Here is an 18,658-nt window from a genome sequence, read left to right on the forward strand (position 1 = left end):
AGGCGTAGTCGTTCCACCTGCTGTGATTGTTGTTCGAATGGTACCACCTTGTTGTTTATTATAAAAATAAATCATCCCCCCATTTGGAGATTGGATTGTGTTTATACCAGGTTTTAATGTGAACGATTTTATCTTAGAATCTTCTCTCCAAGAAGCATCATACGAATACGTTCCAATATATACCTGAATATCTTGATTACCTTCTACATTAATCGTTATTTGTTCATTTGGCTTTGCATATAAACCAGTTGGTTCATATGGACTAAATGCCATATTTTTTCTTTCCTGTTGTTTCAGTACCTCAACATCCCCTTTTCCTGGGACTGTAAATGTTCTATTTTCTGATTTAACTGACTTTTCACTTTGCGGTGATGTCGATAAATTTTTTTGCTGCTCCTTTTGCTCCGCAAAGACATCTGATGAAGAAATCATTCCAGTCGCAAGCAAAGTTACTGTAGCAGTAGCTGCAAGTATTTTTCTAGTTTTATGTTTTGAATTATTCCCCATATTAACTCCCTCATTTTTCCTTATTACTCTTAAGGATTTTTTGTTTTCTTCTTCATGTTTTTACAATCTAAACTATTCATACTATTTAAGTTGTGTCTATTACTCTATATTTTTTCATAAATATCTCCTTTTCTTTATGTATTATTGTATATAAATGTTATTTGATGACACATTAAATAACAACTTTACGATAAACTCATCGATAACAGCCTATTATGTTTTGATTCTGTATTCTAAACTTCCATCCAATTAGAGAAATATATCCAATTGGGGAAATAAGTAAATAAATTACAACATTTAAAGGTTGGGATCTCACGAAAAATTCATAAAACTTATTTACTTTAAAGGTTTAAACAATTGTGACCACATTTGTTTGAACCTCCACAATTTTTTTCTAAGCTATTCTCTAAAAATCTTATTTTTCGTTGTAAATAAACCTGATTGGTACTCTTTATGCAAAAGAAAAGATGGAATCTTTAATTCAACTCCACCTTTTTTCGAAATAAAAAGCATCTAATTCTATTTGAATTAGATGCTTACATTTAGTCCTTAAGCCTAGTATTCTAAACTATTTACGCGTTTCTAAATCTTTTTTTATTACATCCCAGATTGAATTATCTTGACGCATCGGTTTACCCTCTTCATCCCATTTTATTTTTTCTGTTCTCAATTCATAATTCATCCCTGTCCATGTGTCTTCACGGAATGCATAGAATGATTTATGCCATTCTTTTTGGTTAAAGATAGAAATAAGATCTTGTATGTATTGGGTAGCACCTGGAACAGTACGGTTAATTCCAAACTCCTCTGCAATAATTCGATTAGATGGTACATGATTTTTCTTAGACCATTGTTGAATTGGCTTCAAAAACTTCTCTAATCCCTGCTTATTCCACATTACAGGTTTCTCTAAGTCTCCTACTTTTACTAATCCTGGATATTGATATTCTTTATTTTTCTTTTCACCTTGACTCGTTAATTCATATGGTTCATACATATGAAATGCGTAAAGCGTTTTTTTATCCTTTACTGGCTTTAAGTATTTAAAGGCCCATGGAGTAGCATATAAACCTGAATCTAAAATAACCGGTGTTTCTTGGTCTACTTCACGAATGGAATTGATTACCTTTTGATAAAATCTGTTTAAATCCGCTGTCGTTCCCTCCACTTTTGCATACCATTTCTCGTAATCTTCCGTCCAAAAATCATTATATCTATTATTTTTAGCTGTTTCTGGATGTGGTTCATTTATAATATTATAACCAACCACCGCGGGGTGATCTTTTAGTTCCAAAGCGAGGTCCTTCCAAAATTGACTTGCTTGATCTTGATACTTCTCTTCTTCCCATATTCTGTCGTCATTCTTATTATTATTAAATTGGCGCCATCGATCACCAGGTAAGGATAACATTGTAAGAACGACTTTCATTCCTTGTGATTGTGCGGCATCTAAATCCGCCTTTAATTTTTCTAGATCTTCCTTTACTAATCCCTGGTAGTTATCTGCATTACCTATTAGAAAATCCTTTCCAAAAGTATCTGGTTTATCTTCAAATAGAAAATCTTTATCTTTCGCCCATTTATCAGGTGCTAAACGAACATATTCAATATTAGCTTCTTTTGCACTTTTATAGTTTTCAGGTAATGACGTACTATTCATGAAATTAGTACCCTTTCTTTTCGAATCCCAAAAACTAATTTTTGAATCGCTCTTATGATAGGTATCAGCTCTTACATTCATTTCCTGTACTCCAAAACTCATCATGCCTAATAACGCAACAATTGGCAAAATTTTTTTCACAACTTTTCCTTCTTTCTCTTTATATTTTACACACATAACATACCTTTGTTTTGTTACAGGAATATGGCAATTCCCCAAAAAACCTTTTATGTTTATAAAGTAGAAGTTCATTTATACTAAAAAAAGAAGGAGATATTTACAAAGTTGTTTCATTTTCTAAAAAACAAAAAAGGAATCCTTTACGAATTCCTTTTTGCCTTGCACTCTTTTTCAAATAGTGCATCTTTGCACCCAATTTTATTATAACCTATAATTCACATAAGATAAATAAGATTAATTGAAATTCACTTCTATATTTTCATAAAACATCATAATTCCTTATAATTTTACAGATAAAATAGCATATTTTTAATACTCATCCCTTGAACATTCCTTTAGTTGTTCCATAGCAATCTTTTGCGCATGTTCCTTACTATCTATCAAAATCAATCCTTGTGATATATAACTCCAAAATTCATATCCACAATCCTCCATCCACCTATACGCTTCTGTTGTGTAAAGACCATCCTTCCTTTTAATGATTTGAACCTTATAGTTTTTACTTGAAGAAAAAAACTCTTGTATAACTCGCTCCATTTATGCAATATCCCCTTAAAATAAGAGCTAGGCTTTTTCACCTAACCCTACTAATATATTTACCCTTGTTTAATCAATCTCATACGGACATCTTCGTCTGCACTATAAAATTGTAACATATTTAAATCATAATTTTGTACCTGATATCTAAAACTCTCAGTTCTTTGAGTCTTATGACCATTCTCAGTTACGCTTGTTAATTTTAATGCTAATTGTAAAGAAGGTACGTCTAACTCGTATGTTCCTTCCATTAGACTATCTCTACTTGAGAAATCCCCAGACTTATAAAAAGCAAATGTCATATCATCTTTTAAATCAAGTATTGTTTTGATTCCTTCTCCTAAATCAATACCATACTTACCTACAATAGACCTTTCATTTTTAATATACCTAGATGTATTAGAATCGTTTATTCCTAACTCTTCATCAGTACCAACTATCCCTTTGAACATACCTGTTTCAGCTTGGCTCTTGTCTAATTCTAATTGACTTGAGTTATGTTGAAGATGATTTTGGAACAAAACTTGATGAAACGTCTTCACTAGACGAATCAGAAGAACTTTCTACTTTTTTGATTCATTCTTTAGTTTTTCAAACACTGGTATCCAAATACGATTACCTTCTGATAGCTTACTGTCTGCCTTTTCAAGTACTTCCTTATCAGCTTCCATTGAGAAGTCTGTTTTCTTGAATACCTTTTCTACTTCTTCAAAAGATTCCCTATACTTACTGACTGCTTTAAGGACTTCTTTGTGATCTTCCTTGTATTTAGAAGAGGCATCTATAGACTCTATCTTATCCAGTACTTTCATATAGTCTTTAATGGAAACTAAGACTTCTTTCCTTGATTTACTACCTTTTTGGTAGTATTTTATTGAATCTTTATAAAAACTTAACCGCTTCACTAAATCTTTCTCCATGTCTAACATATATTGTGGGTATTCCTCTTCTAAAACTCGAATCCTTTAAATATCTTTCTCGTTATCTTTTAAGCTAGCAGACTTTTTATCTTGTTCAGTAGCTTTCGCTTTGCTTCTATCTTTGGTGAACCTTGAGTCGTAGCACAACCACCTAATAATATAACCGGAATCGCTAATGTGATTAGTTTCTTTGACTTCATACGTCGTCCCCCTTTAATAATCGTTTTTATTTTCTTCTCTACTTACCTTTTTAGGATTTAATTTATGAATACGAAATCCACCTTCTGCATCATCACTTAAATTCCTTTCTACTTTCTTCTCTGCTTTACGTTTCGCATCAGGGAAATCTTTGTCTATTTCATCAAAAATTGGTTTCCATGTACTCAGTACGTCTATAATTATATTATTTGCTTTCTCGAATTCTTCAGATAGTTCATTATCATTATATAAAGAATATAAGATTTTACAAGACTAGATAAGCAGAGCCGAAAGCAATAATGGAACCTTCTCATCCTTTTGAATCGCAAGTATTTTTGGTGCCCATTCACCAACTACAACATATAAGAAATTTGCAACTATATATTAACGATTTCGGAAAGATTACTAAATAAAGTTATTATTTTTTACTTATGAGTTTTCTCATAGTTTTATTTTTCCGGCAATCTTTCAACTAAATTCATATTACATTAAAATACATAGGAATTAACTTTAATCCCTTTCTTCTTAATTTTTTTTACAATATAAGTTTGCATTTTCACGGTGAAAAGGTTTTATTAAAAATGTAAGTTACCTCGCAAGTTTGTATTTTCACATCTCCCGTGAATTTGAACTTGTTTCATCCTATCTATCTTACCTAATTATTTAAATTCCTCCCTAAAAGAAAAAGGCAGCCACCCCAGGCTGTCTTTTTCTTTTATAAAATATAACAGAAGAGGGAATTCGTAAAAAAAACAAAATAACGCCAAAAATTTTGGTGAAATAACGAACAGTCGTATGGTTTAATTATTATAATTATGCAACTACCGTAAATAAAAATACAATATAAAAGATACTAACTCTCGTAAAATTTTAAATCTTGATTTAAGAACATTTTACTATAAAAATAAAATTCTCTTACTATAAAGTATCTTAACTGGTATAATTTATAGAATGACTTAAAGTAAGGAGGTACAAGAGTAATGGAACTTATAATTTCATCATTATTCCTATTTATATTTTTTTTATTTCTTTCATTAGTTTTAAGCGGCAAAGCTCAGCAAGTAGCAAAAGAAGTTCTAAAAGAAATTATTAATGGTCCTGAAGGGAAAATGTTGGTAGGCTTTTTTGGATCCGCATTAGTTACAGGAATATTATTTTTAGTATATTACTTATTAAATGAATAATTATTCATTACACAAAATTAAGAATACAGTACTTATATCCCCCTTTTATCTCTGGGGAATATAAGTATTATGATAATGTCTGGAAAAATCACAAATTTGTTTTTGTTGATGAAAACGATGAACCATTTGATAAATTAAAAGAGAAGGGAGCACACCATTTTGGTTATGCTCCCTTCTCTTTTTAAAACACTTCTAATTCTTCATGTCGGTAAGGCAATTCAATCTCACGTAAGATCGGTACCTGATCCCCTGCTGTTTTTAAAAGCGTTTTTACATATACAGTTTGAATTGGTTGGAAAATATCTGTTGAAAAATCAAACTTCTCCGTAAGTCCTTCATCAAAGTACAATTCATGTTTTACAGTGTAATCATTAAATGATGGACATCCAACGGGTACTGTTACCTTTGGCGTGTTTACATTTGTAAAACGACGATCTGTTCCTTCTAAAGAGAACTTTGTTGTGAATTCTGCAGTATCTTGGGAATATTCACGGTATTCAACAACGATGTCTTGGAATCCATACATAAAAATTCGTTTGTTATCATGCTTAAACCAGTAAGGTTGTTTTACTTTAATTTGTAGTTCTGTTACTTGTCTTCTTGGGAATGAGAATACTAACTTACCAGATTCAACAATCTCTTCTGGAATTTCTGTATTGTTTACCTTTTTAATTGGGTAAGTTTCAATACGCCTCCACTCTCCATTTTGATTCTTATATTGAATATCAAGAATACTCATAGAGTACTCCGGAGATGGATGAATAGTAATTGTGTTTGTATAAATGTTATTAGAAATATTTTGTGGAATTTTCACATGAATTAATCCATACACTTCTGTTACGCATTTGTTTTCGTTTGATTCAGATTGACGAACCCAGAATGAGTTCTTATCTCCATCAAATGCTTTAGTAATACCACTAGAATCTACTGCATAGAACTTGCGTTGTTTTGTTTCTTCATCAATTAGCTCTACATCTGAGGACTCAAATACACTTACTTCTAGGTTGCTAGGCAATATGTATTCTCCTAAGTCATTCTTATAAGCAATCTTATCATGAGATCTAACAACAACTGGGGTAACAATTCCGTGAAGTGTATCTATATTAATGGGATTATTTGCATTTGAGGAAATAATATTGCTTGCATGATAGAAGGATCGAGTTAGGATACTCTCCCCGTCTACACTGTTATTTTGGTAATCCTTTTCTAGCTCATATACCCGTCCTTCTAACTTCTTTAGACGGTTTTGTAAGAAGTAATTTTCACGTAAAATATGATCCATATTTTCAGAGATTGTGCCATCATGACTATTAACAATATCAAACAAATTTGTAATATCAGTCTGGATGTCATTACGTAGTTTATTAAACTCTTCAGAAGAGCTAGGCCCCTTGTTTAGATTCGGATTTCTTAATGTAATCGGGCGCATGTACTCACCTTCCCTATCGTATCGAATTAATTTTTTCTTCTAGTTCATCAACATTTGGTTTAATAACCATGTCGATAGATGAAGCTTGAATTGGTGTTTCATTAAAGTAATATATCTCAAGATCTTTTATTTCAACATTTTCCGCCTTTAACTCTTTCGGTTTTTCATGAACGTTTATATTAATTGATACCGATTCAGCATATTGGAAACGTAACACGTAATCGATAGTGATAAATTCATTACTTTTCGCTAAAGGAACCTTCCTTGTGTCACCATTCTTATCTGGTCCCATACGCATATTGTTCGAACCAAAGGAAAAGTCTGAAGCACCACCTGTACTTCTTACCTTCATTCGAATATAAACCTTGTCTCCTGGTTCTACATAAAGAGTACTAAACATTCCTACTGGATCTAGCAATCCATTTGAAGAGAGCTTAATTGCGTCACTCACTGCTGTTTTTGTACAGCCATTTAAAGGGCTCCAACTATCTAATTCAGGAATAGGAACTGTTCGTGAGTAATCAATTTTTTGAAGTGTGGAAGCCGTAAATAAACTCGACTTCCCTACTTCCCGATCACCTGTCATGATAGAAATGAAATTATTGTACATTTCTTTTTTGTGTCCATCTTTATGTGTTGCTTCATTTCCTTCTGTAATGTTTCCTAATAATAAAAGGTCGTGGGCAGATTCAAGAACAAAATTCGTATATTGGGAAAGCTCAGTAACACCACGGTAACGAGCATTGGCTTTATGGAAAGAAGGTTTATATTTCTTTTCTATTTTCATCTCTTTGCCATCCCTTTCATTTATTTAAGCTTTAGATAGGTATTTCTCTTTAATACAGTTGTGTAAATTACCAACACATACGTTTTGTCATTTCTAATTGGGACAGTACTTACCTATTTTATTCTAAGACTTGTAACAAGTATGTCTTAGCATTTCTTTACCCATTGATAACTCTTCACTAACTAAATTGTAATGTATATCGACGTAATACAGGTGTTGTATACTGCCCTACTGAGAATTGTTTCATAACGATTTTTAATTGAATATTTCGGTGCTCTACTTCATCCACATAGTCATAGTAAAAATCATATGTTACACCCGGTAGTGAATGATTAACCACAATATAAACCTTTCCATCTTTCTCATAAAGGGCGTACTTAGACCAATCGTTGTTCTTTGTGTTATATCGTAAGTCGAATACAGATACCTTTTCCAGGAACTGACTTGAAGAATAACAATGAGTACTTACACGAATCGGATCAAATCCTAAATCAATCGTACAGTCCTTATTCAAATTCTGTACATACACCAACACAGTTAGATCATTCCATCCCTGTTTAAATTTGTAGTTTACATTAGTTTGAGAAGAAGGGATTCCTTCAAATAACTTTTCTCCATTTAAGAAGATGGCAATCGGTTCTGTAGATGATGGGATTGTAGAAAGCACTTGTTCTTTTCCTTCATAGAAAATACCCATTCCATAATACAGTTGCGTATGTTGTGTGAATTGTTCATCTTGTAAAATCAGTCCTCGATTCCCTTCCTTGATTGGTATTACATTTCGAACGATATCATTTGATGGCTTCTTCCAATCATCGAGAGAAGGGATATGGGTTTCACCAAAATTCTCGACTGTCTTCTGAACACTCCAAGCATCTTTACCCATATATAAACGCTCTGTTCGCGGAACGATTTTACGCTTCTCAATAGAACCTAATGAGTAGAATGCAACTCCATTTGCTTGCAGTTCAATAATCTCAGATTCTTGGCCACCGATATTCTTTCTAATGCCCAAGTTTGTTGGACTAGCATGAACAACATATTTAAAATCAATTAGGTTAGGTGCTTGTGCAGTATCCCTGTTAACAGGAGAAATCTGTTTCCAGCTCTCTTCCCTATCATCTACTCGTACAAAGTACTCGATATCCGTACCGTCCGGAATCTCTTCTTCTGTAACCAATGATACTTTCCCAATAGAGAATGTCTCATCTGTTTTTGGCGTAAGAAATTTTGTAACAACCTCTCCTCTTTCTGGATAACTTAATTGGAAAAATTGAATTTTTTTAACTCCAAACAAGTACTGATATGAATAACCTTCAGGATGGACAATTTCTTTATCACTTTCCTGTTTGCGAATCCAAATTCGCATATTCTTCATTTCTGTTGTCGGGAAATAAAAAGATACATTATTCCCCGTCTGCTTACCATCTGGATAATATGGTAAGTGGAAATAATTCAGTTCATCTAGCGTGAATTCAATATACACAGTAGCACTTTTAATTGTATGTAGGCTTAAATCAATTCGATTCAATACCTGTTTATCATTAAATTTGATATCTATATATCCATCAGCTAGCCCTTCCGTTTTAGACAACCATACTTCTTGGAATGTTTCATTTGTATTTACATTTAATGCTTGTTCAATCTTCCCTGAAATGGGAATCTTCTTAAATGTACTTACAGAACTCTTTGGCATAACGAACTTAATTTCACTAGCAGGATTAATTAAAAATGAGGTATTCTCCTGTTTTTTAAGTGTTATTTGATGATTTTTTATATCGATAGATACATTGTCTTCTGAATCAATTTTAGATAGGTCATCCAATGTATCAAAGATACTAGCTAAGTAACCTGTCTTTCCATATAGCAAAATTTTCTCTTTTAATTCCGATTCTAATCTTCTAGCTTCATACTCTAATCGATTCTTTTCTACTTCAAACCAATGAAACTTTCCCTTTAGCTGGTTATGAACAGCAATTGTATTTTCGTAAAGAATCATCAAATCTTTTTGAATTTTTTCAACAACTTCATTAAAAAAATCAGACTCAGCTAATTCACCATTACGAATACGCTTAAATGTATACTCAGGAGCACTTAATTCTTGATCTCTTAATAGTTTATTTAAACGAGAAGCGAATTCCTTGGATGTAGGAAGATTTCCCTTTCTCAGTTCTTCTTGAAGGATTTGGTTTACCGCTATAGTAAAACGTTTTTGACGAATATTGATAGACATCCCCTACACCCCTTTCTGTTCGGTAAGAATTTTTAAAGCGAAGTCTTCAACGAGTGGTGTTGTATGAAGAAGAGGTATTTCATCTTCTGTTGTTTTCTCCGGTCTCTTCATAATGATTTTTAACCTTACTTGCTTTGGAAGTTCTTTTAATTGAAGGTTTTGTTTGTAAAGAGCAAACGCATTTTCAATATCAGATTCGTTATCATTAACTGAAAGCACCTTTGCAGGGAAATTATCGTTTACTGGTTGCTGATGTTGTGGGGAGATTCTATGCCAGTCTATATCATCGAAAGAAACAAAGTATTGAATCCAATCATTGGATTCACTTACCTTCTCTTTGTATATAGCAGGAACTTTTTCATTTGCATATAGAAGTACTTTCTTAATACCATCTTCAAATAGAAATGGTTTGCTAATATATTCACTCGTGTCAGCGAATTCGAAACTCATAATGTCGATGTCTCGAACTCCTATAGCGTAACGCCAACCTTCAACAGCTTCTAATACCTTTTTAATCTCATAGTCGCTATTAATAGTATGGATGCCGTATTTTTCATCAACAATATTACTAGGCACCTCCTGTTTGCGAATACGTGTAAATGAAGTAGAATCTTTTTTTCTTCTATAGAATGCTTCTTGTCCTAATAATTCTTTATAAGAATTTGGTTGTTCTAGTACGAATTCAATATATTTTGCTTCTCTTGATGGGAAGCTCCAAACACCTTGGCCAGAAAATTTTGTTTTAGCAAAGTTTTCACTACCATCGAATAAATCCTCAGCTCGATAGCTTTGAGGTGTTTTATTGATTTCTTGGTTTAATACAAATTGGTCTTTTTCGAAAAGACCTTGGTATTCAATACCGTCATTAGACGTTCGAATAGAATATACATTAACTGTACCTGGGCTACCTGCAGCATGATAAGGATTTAAATTAATCCAGTTGATTGTCTCGTTCTTAGGTAGTTGAACAACAATCTTTACACGTAGTAAGTCACCATGTTCCTTTCCCTTTGCCCATTCAACGTCGTAATAGAATGATTGTTTCTTATAACTTTCTGGGATATTTACCATTTCATATTCAAATACAGTATCCGGGTTTCCGTCGATTAATGCTTTTGGATCATCATTCTTAATTTGAGAAGAAACATACTGGTAATTTTCGAAATCTGAATCTGATTGAACTTTACGAGATAGAAAATAAGTTCCTGCAATTCCATTACCTTGAATAGCTCGAACTTTACTTCCTATGCTTCTATTTAAAGCATTTGTACGACGCAGTGTTAATACGCCTTCTTGTGTATGAATCATGCTTCTGTTCTCTACTGGAGTTAAAGCAGAATCCACATTATCGTAATTCGTAAACGATTCTTTTAAATAAACCGTGTTAGGGGTTGTTTCTTCAGTTAACATTTGAAGGTCTGATACGACCCCATTAATACTGCGCACGATAGATAAGATTCTATCTTTCTCACTCTGAGAATAATTAAAATAATCTACCAGGTATGTAGCAATGGTATTTAGTTCTGAGAATAAGATACCTAAGTCTTTCTCCATTTCCTTGTTGTTATCATAGTAATCCTCAAGAAAAGGTAGTTCTCCATACACAACTTTACGTGCCTGGAATAAAGGCTTACCTATACAAGATTGATACCTGTAAAAGATTTCATCTGCTAATTGAGATACTTCTTCTTTTGTAGCAGAACTACTTAATCGTATTTTCGCTTGCTCCAAAAGATATTCTCTTTGTTTCTCTAATATTTTAGATTCAATAACAGGGGCATTCATTCTTGCACCTCCCTACTTCATGACTTTAAATTTTAATTGGTAACTATCGACCATTGGCGTTACTACTAGTTCATCACCAACGTTTTTACGCAAAATAACTTTTAATCGAAAGTTTGTCACTAAGTAATCGTAGTGTACAACCACTGTAGCATTACCATGATTTGTTGCTTCATTATAATAAAGGTCCGATCGATTAAAGCTTTCTGTAAAAATAAGTTTATTCTTCTCTTGCTTATACTCAAATGTATTGTAAACAGAATCCGGAACAATGCTGTACTTATTTAAAAACACATCTTTGTTAGTTTTATAATCTGTAAGGTTTTTTGTTGTAAATTCATTTTTGCTTGAATAAGAGATTGGGAAGAACTCTTTTTGTGTCTTTCCCCCTTCTACTACAATTGAACCATTCGTTAGAAATACATCAATTGGTCTGTAATCACTTGTATTCGGATCATAACTCTCTTCACTGTTCACTTGTTTATAATCAACATATGGATACTTAGACAGCTTAATTGTATTGTTATAATCAGTTCCATTTGGGAAAGACTCCACTTTACGAACCCTTTTAGAAAATCGATCTCCTACCTTAACTGTCCAGGGGTCAAATAGGTTTGCGTTTGGTACATAATCAATAGTGTAAATTGAACTATTATCATGAGGCACAGCCAACTGAATAGCAGCTCCTCTTTCTGTAAAGTACCAGTCACTCCTATTCATTAAAATATTATTGCGGTATACTCTTGTATTATCTTCATCACTAATGTTTGCATGGAATCGAAGTCCCGCACTTGAGCCACGGAAGAATAGCTTTTCACACTTCACATTCCTTGTACCTTCAGGAAGGATTGAAACCCAATCATTAAGTGAAGGATTTTCTTCTAATGAGATGTAGTATTCAATAGAAGTGACTCGATCTGTTGCCATCCCATTTAGCTCATTAAACAGCGGATGGTCTTCAAAGGTAGATAATGAAACCTCTACAATATTCCCCTCTACTTCAATTGGTTTTGTAACAAAAATTCCAGCTTGTTCATACAGAGAATGATTTAATTGAATGTTCTTTATTCCATACTGGTAAACATATTCTGTTGAACTATTTGTACGATTACTTGAACCAATTCCTTCTACGATTGGAGGAAGCGGTCCAGGTGTTGTGCTACTTGTAGTACTTTGACTTTGTAGTAAAGTTGTTTTTGGTTTACTTGCACTTTCAAAACTGTTAACCATCTAAATCCTCCTTTCTATCGTTGTTGGCTATCTAAAGATTTTTTTGCTTGTTCAAAATCACTACGGTATAAATTCATAGGGTCCGATGAAATAGATGAGTGACTTACATTAATGTTTTGGTAACTATCTAAGATTTCTTGATGCAGCTGAATACCAGATTTAGAAGAGAATAATTGGTCTACATATTCTCCAACTGCAGACTCATAAATAGATTGGCTTCTTGTTGAAGCTTGATCCCATAGCTCTGCTTTCATTACTTCTTCTTCCTTCATTGTTTGGTCTAGTAATGTGTAAGACTCTTGCTTAATGATTAAATAGAATGCCTTTGCAAATACAGGAGAGAAATGGAGATAGATCGATTCATTTGTTTGAACTGCTCTTGAAAGAGGAATTTCGTAAGTAGTCGATTCTTCATTCTGGTCAACTTGATACATCAATGAAAGTAACTCGATTGGATACTCTGTAAAGAAATCAATGAACAAATGATTTACGGTTTTAGGCTTGTCTAACGTGATTTTCAGCTTGGCCATAACACCTTTTCCGCTGACCTTTTCTGTTTCATCTACTACATCTGTTTCTAACGCGGAGAAGAAATTATAAAACTCATTTACTTCTTTAAGGGCGATTTCCGTTAAATCAATATAGGTCAAACTAGTACCTGTAAAGTCTGTTTCAAAATCATACCCATATGAAACAATTTTCTTTCCCGCGAATTCCCAAGAATAAGGATAGTATTCGATTTTATAAAGTAATCGTTTTAATACTTCCGTTAATCTTGGTCCAGCTTCTACAATCGGGCGATCATCAAGCTCAGCATGTTCATAATCACTATTAGGAGCAACTAGATAGATACTAAAATGCTCTTGTCGATTGTATGGGTGCATAAATGTCATTTCCCATAGTCCTTCAAATTCAGATATGGATAATGAATAATGTTGTTCAATATAAATGGGAGTAGGCATTCTCTTTCCTCCTTTCTATAGTTTTTTTATTTCCGTATAAGCAGGTGCATTCGTTTTAACTGCTTGCGCCCAATACGTTTCAAGTGAATCATCTATTGCATGTTCCAATGGATGGTTTTTATCTGAAATGCTATTTGGTGCTTGATACATAACTTCAATCTTTGCAGTTGTCACCCCATTTGAATTTTGCATTGTGTTCTCCACTTCTCTGATAGGTAGTGATAAATAGTGTTGATGAAAACTACGATTCAATGATGCGCTTTGTAAAGATTTACCGTCGCGGTCTAAGAATAAATGTGCATATTGATCATGATCTGTTTCCATGTACAAACTCTTTTCTTTTTCTTCAAAACCGTATGTCTTTACGACTAAACCATCTTCTCCTTTTGCTTTTAGGTTTAATTCCTCAACACGAGTAGAAAGTGAGTCCACTTCTCTTTTTACATCATCTAATGTTCCTCGAAGAATTCTGTCGTAATTCGCAATTACTTTCTCAATAATAAGATGTGAGTTATAAAGTCTCTTTAAATCCAAAGCTACATTCGAGTGAATTTGGTTAAAATGTTCGGCATCTACTTTTTCACCCGTTGTCGTAAGAGTCGTAACCTTTTCTTTTCTATTTGCAAGTTGTTGAATAAGTGCTTCGAACTCTTCTTTTGTTATGACTTTTACATCAAACAAATCCATATTTTCTTGTAATAGCTGCTCTACTTCTTTACGATCATAATTAGGTAGAACAGATAAATAATTATTCAAATATTCCATACCTACACCTCCTTATGTTGGATATAAACCCAAGGACCTGCCTGTTCACTATATCGATTTCGTATCCGAATAGCAGGACAAGCACTATCGATGGTTGTTTGTTGAATATAAATCCATTCTCCTTTTTCGTTTCTTATTCTCATAGGAGATTTACCTATCTCTAAAGCAGAAGCTAAGATTTCTTCAATTCTTCCATATTGCATTTCGCTGTAATGAAAATGTCCATATTGATTTGTCTTAGTGGTTCGTTTCATAACAGGTTCCGCTTTCACTTGGAATGCATTTGCTTTTGGAGTTTCCTGTCTGGTCTCTTCTTGAATATAAACCCAAGGGGATTTTTCGTCTGTTGTAATAGAACGAATTCGGATTCGTACCTGTGTCATTCAGAAACACCTCCAAAATATAATAAGAGGGAGCTATTGCTCCCTCATGAACGTAACCATTCGTATATGACCAGTCAATATATAAGTTATTGTTATGCTACGACTTCAGCTTCTACTATTTCTTTTGTCGGAACCGCAGGTGGCGCAGGGGGTGCTGCATGTCGCATCATTTCTTCCTGAAGCTGCTGCTCTTCGATAGCTTTTTGTTTTAGAAGTGTTTTGTATTTAACATTTTCACTGATTAACGTAGTAATTGTTGCTTCATATTCTTTGATTAGTAGATTTACATCTAAATTTGTTGTATTCCCTTGTTGATTCATTTTGTCTTTCCTCCTATTGAATATTTGGAACATATTATTTTCTGAACAAATCATAAGGACTACTTATTAAAATATCAAGCTAGTTGTGTTGGTTTTTCGTCCCACTGAATAGCATTTACTTCTTCAATAGTTGTACATGCCTCTATTCGTGGCTGAAGTACATTTCTTAGTTTAGATATTTTCGCATCCTTTTCTTGGTACGCTACAAATGCAACACTCATAAACTGCTCTCTATTTAAAGTAACTCTATGGGGTGTATCACCTTTCCATGCAGTCCACTCAACTTCTGTCATAAGACCTTCATTAAATAATGCTAAACTACCAATGAAATTAGACTGTGCTTCTGTATCAAAAGAGAATGTATATGTCTCTGAACCAACAGAAGCATCAAAGTAGCCTAAGATATCTTTATTGCATGCATCATTTAGTTGATTAAATTTAACTGCCTTAACATCCTTTAAAACAACTTCCATATCTGCACCCTCAACCCACTCATTTAAAGTTTCATCAAATCGGGGTTTGTAATAACTTTCTTTCCAGCAAAACTTAATAATTCTTCTTCCTGCAGATAAAGCTTTTTCTATTTTGTCCTCTGACATTAAGTAGTGCTCAATCACATAACCTTCCTCATCTACTTCCCAACATGGTAATCCCATATCTATAGAGGTAAGTGGAAAATCATTAACAGGTTCTTCTATAATAGGCTCCCCTATAATTCCTACTTCACCTATGACTTCAATATTTTCTAAACTTCCCATAAACAACCCCCCTTTTATTGTCGAGCTAGAAACCTAACTCCATTTAGAGAACAGAACTCATGAGCGCCACCCTGCATTACAACAGTTCCATCTGCATTTATATCTAGACGAGAATGGCCATTAACACCATTAACAGCACTAAATATACGTGTTGTACTTGGTCTGAATCCAGCAGGTAATTGGAATGCAGATCCAGTAGTACCGCTATTACCTCTTAATAATCCCTGTAACACAACAAATCCTGCTGCATCTTTTGTATACGCAACTGGACCGAATCCACCGTAATCCGACCATCCATTCGTAAATGCTGTGACTTGTGTAAATGGTCTACCTATCATTTCTCCATAACCACCAGCACTACCGGTGTTAATCCGAATTATTTGAGTACCATTCACGTCTGATACCCACCAATTGGCACCTGACGCATGACTTGCAGGATCTCTAGGTTTTATGTTCCCATATCCGTCCATTGCCATGCCTGAGCTATTCATGAATTGGATTTGCCTACCGTTATACATTCTTAGTTCTCCATAATTTGATACGTTTCCGGTACCATCTACTTTCCACCTAACAGAATCACCAGTTCCATGTATTTCAAGTCCATTATCTGCGCCAGCACCTGATCCGCCAGTACGAAGTCTAGCGATATTGTTATGGAAGTTTAATGAAACTGTTGCTGCAGTATTACTAGGATTACTCACAGTAAATCCACCTACTGATGCAACTTCACCATTGGCTCTTACTGTTGCTCTTCTTGCGCCATTTCGCGCAAACTGTAAATCACCTGTAGAGTTTCCAAGGTTGTCTGGAGCAACTACAATCTTCCAGTTGTTTGTAGGATCTTTCCATTCTAGTCCTTCTCCACCACCTGGATCAGCAATTGTAATATGGTTTACGTTTTCGATATTTGTATTACCCATGTCGATTATTCCACCAACAATTAAGTTTCCAGTAAGTTTTATGTTACCACCAACATAAAGTTTTTCAGTAGTTCCTGCAAAACCATTAATACCTACCCCTCTTTCACGAATAGATAATGCAGGTGTAAACGTAGGAATAGTAACTTTTAGAGTAACGTCATTGTTCCCACTTAATATGTAACCTATTGAATCACGAACTACAACAGAAATTGTCGCAGTATACGAATCAGCAAGAGTTGTACTACTTGTTACTGTGTAAGACTCTGTTCCGGAAGTTATAGCTGAAGTTCCTTTTGTATATCCTGATGGCATTGTTGAGGTATTTGTAGCTCCTGCTAATGAAGTATTAGGAGTAATACTAACTTTGAAGGTTGCTTTACCAACTATACGAGATAGTTCACTTGAAGTAACACTTGGTTTTTTGTAGTAGTGAAGATCTACTTTTTGGGTTTTTGCAGACAGTTTCGATGCGTTACCTATTGTTTTAGCTTCTATAAAGAAGGAAACATTTTTCTTACTAGTTAATAAACCGACTTCAGTGTGGTTGAGAGTTGCTGTAGTTGCGGCAGTAACAATACCTGTATTTTTAAGAACCCATAATGCTTCTCCTTCTTCCATTATTATGTCATAGCTACAATTTCGGCCAAGCATGTCCTTAATTGAGCCGGCAATCGAAAGTGAAAGTGGTTTATATTCAGGGAAGATATAGTTTACTGAATTTATTGAGTAGTAAGAAGTGGCTGCTATAGATACACTAGGAGTTCCATTTACAGGAGCGTCTATTCCTAAATTGAGTGGAATAGCTACTGTTTCAGTTCTCGATGAACCTTTACCATTTGTAGCAGTTACCTGTAAATCAATGGTTCCTTTGTAGGGGTTAGTATCTGAATGGGCAGCCCCATTTAATGCTGCGGCCTTTAGATTGTCTAGCGTCATATAAGTACCGCTCGTACCATTGTTTGCATTGATTGTAATGTTCCCTGGAGAAACATTAGTAGTTCCATTAATAGTTGTGTACTTACTTGATATCCCACTAATGGTGTAACTTATTGAAGAACCCAAATTGTCAGAAGCAGCTCCAAGTGTTACAACAAAGGTTCTTGTATTGTAAGTAACATTAGCACTAGAAGTTAATGACGGTGATTTTAATTCATTTTTATTTACTGTTGGAGAGTAAATAAACCCAGACATCATTTCGTCTGTTCCTACACGGTTCTTTGCCAGCACAGCATATCGAACCGAGTTTGCACCTGCTCCTGGAGCATCATTAATAGACGTACCACTTATAGCACTATTTACGATGGTCCAGTTTTGACCATTAATACTTCTTTGTAGCTCATAAACAAGAGTTCCGTTTGCACCTGATGCGCTTGGCCAGCTAATATTAAAAGAGCCTGTCCCAAGATTTTCTCTATAATAAGAAGAAACCACTGTTGAACCATCCCTAATGGTAACAGAGCCACCTAATGAGGGAGTCGTAGCATAAACGGAAACAGGTACGGTTCCTGATTTACCTCCGACATAACCTGTTGTACTACTTGATGTTCCACCAAGTTGTGACGTTGCTGAGAATGTGTATGACAAGCTAGATGTTGCCGCTGATATTCCAGATACAGTTACGCTGATTGTGCTAAATTTAGCTCCTGCCCCTTTTGGGAATTTACCTAAAGCAGCAAAAGAAGCAGTAGTACCACCTATATTAATCTTAGGATAAACAAGTGCGTTAAAATAATCGTAAGTTTGGTTATCTAACCTAGCCCAACATGTAAAGCTATATGTAACTGAATTTGCAGAACGACTTGTCTGTTCTGCATAAACTGTATAAAGCATGGTCGGGTATGAACCCGACGCCAACGCTGAAAATAACTCCATATGTTTTACTCCTCTCTTAATTTATTTATCT

General features: G+C 34.2%; 18 protein-coding genes. 1 reads left to right on the top strand and 17 read right to left on the bottom strand.

The features are described from left to right. From DN401_RS23105 to DN401_RS30305, 6 genes are all read right to left on the bottom strand, one after another. Positions 1-507, bottom strand: a 507-nt coding sequence (locus tag DN401_RS23105) for a M60 family peptidase N-terminal accessory domain-containing protein (protein ID WP_304521039.1), incomplete at its 3' end; no start/stop codon positions are given. A gap of 568 nt (positions 508-1,075) precedes the next feature. Then, entirely contained in the window at positions 1,076-2,344 is a 1,269-nt protein-coding gene (locus tag DN401_RS23110; RefSeq protein WP_149287945.1) for a glycoside hydrolase family 5 protein, read from the bottom strand. A 312-nt stretch (positions 2,345-2,656) separates the two neighbouring features. Further along, the gene (locus DN401_RS23115; protein ID WP_149287946.1) at positions 2,657-2,884 is read right to left on the bottom strand and encodes a hypothetical protein; all 228 of its coding nucleotides are present in this window, start codon (positions 2,882-2,884) and stop codon (positions 2,657-2,659) included. Positions 2,885-2,943: 59 nt separating this feature from the next. Then, positions 2,944-3,426, bottom strand: coding sequence for a DUF3994 domain-containing protein (locus tag DN401_RS23120; protein ID WP_255481380.1), 483 nt, complete (start codon positions 3,424-3,426; stop codon positions 2,944-2,946). Positions 3,427-3,447: 21 nt separating this feature from the next. After that, positions 3,448-3,789 (bottom strand): DUF3994 domain-containing protein, encoded by a 342-nt coding sequence (locus tag DN401_RS23125; RefSeq protein ID WP_255481381.1) that lies wholly within the window; start codon positions 3,787-3,789, stop codon positions 3,448-3,450. 83 nt (positions 3,790-3,872) lie between these two features. Further along, positions 3,873-4,004 carry a hypothetical protein gene (locus tag DN401_RS30305; RefSeq protein WP_002098175.1) on the bottom strand — a complete coding sequence of 44 codons (132 nt, stop codon included), beginning with the start codon at positions 4,002-4,004 and terminating at the stop codon, positions 3,873-3,875. A 978-nt stretch (positions 4,005-4,982) separates the two neighbouring features. Here DN401_RS30305 and DN401_RS23135 point away from each other — a divergent pair. After that, positions 4,983-5,186, top strand: coding sequence for a hypothetical protein (locus tag DN401_RS23135; RefSeq protein WP_149287947.1), 204 nt, complete (start codon positions 4,983-4,985; stop codon positions 5,184-5,186). A 181-nt stretch (positions 5,187-5,367) separates the two neighbouring features. Here DN401_RS23135 and DN401_RS23140 read toward each other — a convergent pair whose 3' ends face one another. The 11 genes from DN401_RS23140 to DN401_RS23190 all read right to left on the bottom strand — a co-directional run bounded on the left by DN401_RS23140 (position 5,368) and on the right by DN401_RS23190 (position 18,627). After that, the gene (locus DN401_RS23140; protein ID WP_149287948.1) at positions 5,368-6,615 is read right to left on the bottom strand and encodes a hypothetical protein; all 1,248 of its coding nucleotides are present in this window, start codon (positions 6,613-6,615) and stop codon (positions 5,368-5,370) included. A 13-nt stretch (positions 6,616-6,628) separates the two neighbouring features. Continuing rightward, the gene (locus DN401_RS23145; protein WP_149287949.1) at positions 6,629-7,402 is read right to left on the bottom strand and encodes a hypothetical protein; all 774 of its coding nucleotides are present in this window, start codon (positions 7,400-7,402) and stop codon (positions 6,629-6,631) included. Positions 7,403-7,580: 178 nt separating this feature from the next. After that, positions 7,581-9,635, bottom strand: coding sequence for a hypothetical protein (locus tag DN401_RS23150; RefSeq protein WP_149287950.1), 2,055 nt, complete (start codon positions 9,633-9,635; stop codon positions 7,581-7,583). A 3-nt stretch (positions 9,636-9,638) separates the two neighbouring features. Then, positions 9,639-11,420 (bottom strand): hypothetical protein, encoded by a 1,782-nt coding sequence (locus tag DN401_RS23155; protein WP_149287951.1) that lies wholly within the window; start codon positions 11,418-11,420, stop codon positions 9,639-9,641. A gap of 12 nt (positions 11,421-11,432) precedes the next feature. After that, positions 11,433-12,647 carry a hypothetical protein gene (locus DN401_RS23160; RefSeq protein ID WP_136363569.1) on the bottom strand — a complete coding sequence of 405 codons (1,215 nt, stop codon included), beginning with the start codon at positions 12,645-12,647 and terminating at the stop codon, positions 11,433-11,435. A gap of 14 nt (positions 12,648-12,661) precedes the next feature. After that, entirely contained in the window at positions 12,662-13,609 is a 948-nt protein-coding gene (locus DN401_RS23165; protein WP_149287952.1) for a hypothetical protein, read from the bottom strand. A gap of 15 nt (positions 13,610-13,624) precedes the next feature. Then, positions 13,625-14,374 (bottom strand): hypothetical protein, encoded by a 750-nt coding sequence (locus DN401_RS23170; protein ID WP_149287953.1) that lies wholly within the window; start codon positions 14,372-14,374, stop codon positions 13,625-13,627. Positions 14,375-14,376: 2 nt separating this feature from the next. After that, positions 14,377-14,757: a hypothetical protein gene (locus DN401_RS23175; RefSeq protein WP_000195547.1), complete on the bottom strand. Its 381-nt coding sequence runs from the start codon at positions 14,755-14,757 to the stop codon at positions 14,377-14,379. Positions 14,758-14,849: 92 nt separating this feature from the next. Next, positions 14,850-15,077 (bottom strand): hypothetical protein, encoded by a 228-nt coding sequence (locus DN401_RS23180; protein ID WP_001075732.1) that lies wholly within the window; start codon positions 15,075-15,077, stop codon positions 14,850-14,852. 74 nt (positions 15,078-15,151) lie between these two features. Next, a complete protein-coding gene (locus tag DN401_RS23185; protein WP_149287954.1) occupies positions 15,152-15,835 on the bottom strand; it encodes a DUF4376 domain-containing protein in 684 nt (227 codons plus the stop codon). 14 nt (positions 15,836-15,849) lie between these two features. Next, positions 15,850-18,627, bottom strand: a complete 2,778-nt coding sequence (locus DN401_RS23190; protein ID WP_149287955.1) for a hypothetical protein — start codon at positions 18,625-18,627, stop codon at positions 15,850-15,852. Positions 18,628-18,658 lie beyond the last annotated feature (31 nt).

The sequence above is a fragment of the Bacillus sp. BF2-3 genome (genome assembly GCF_008368795.1).
GTDB lineage: Bacteria > Bacillota > Bacilli > Bacillales > Bacillaceae_G > Bacillus_A > Bacillus_A cereus.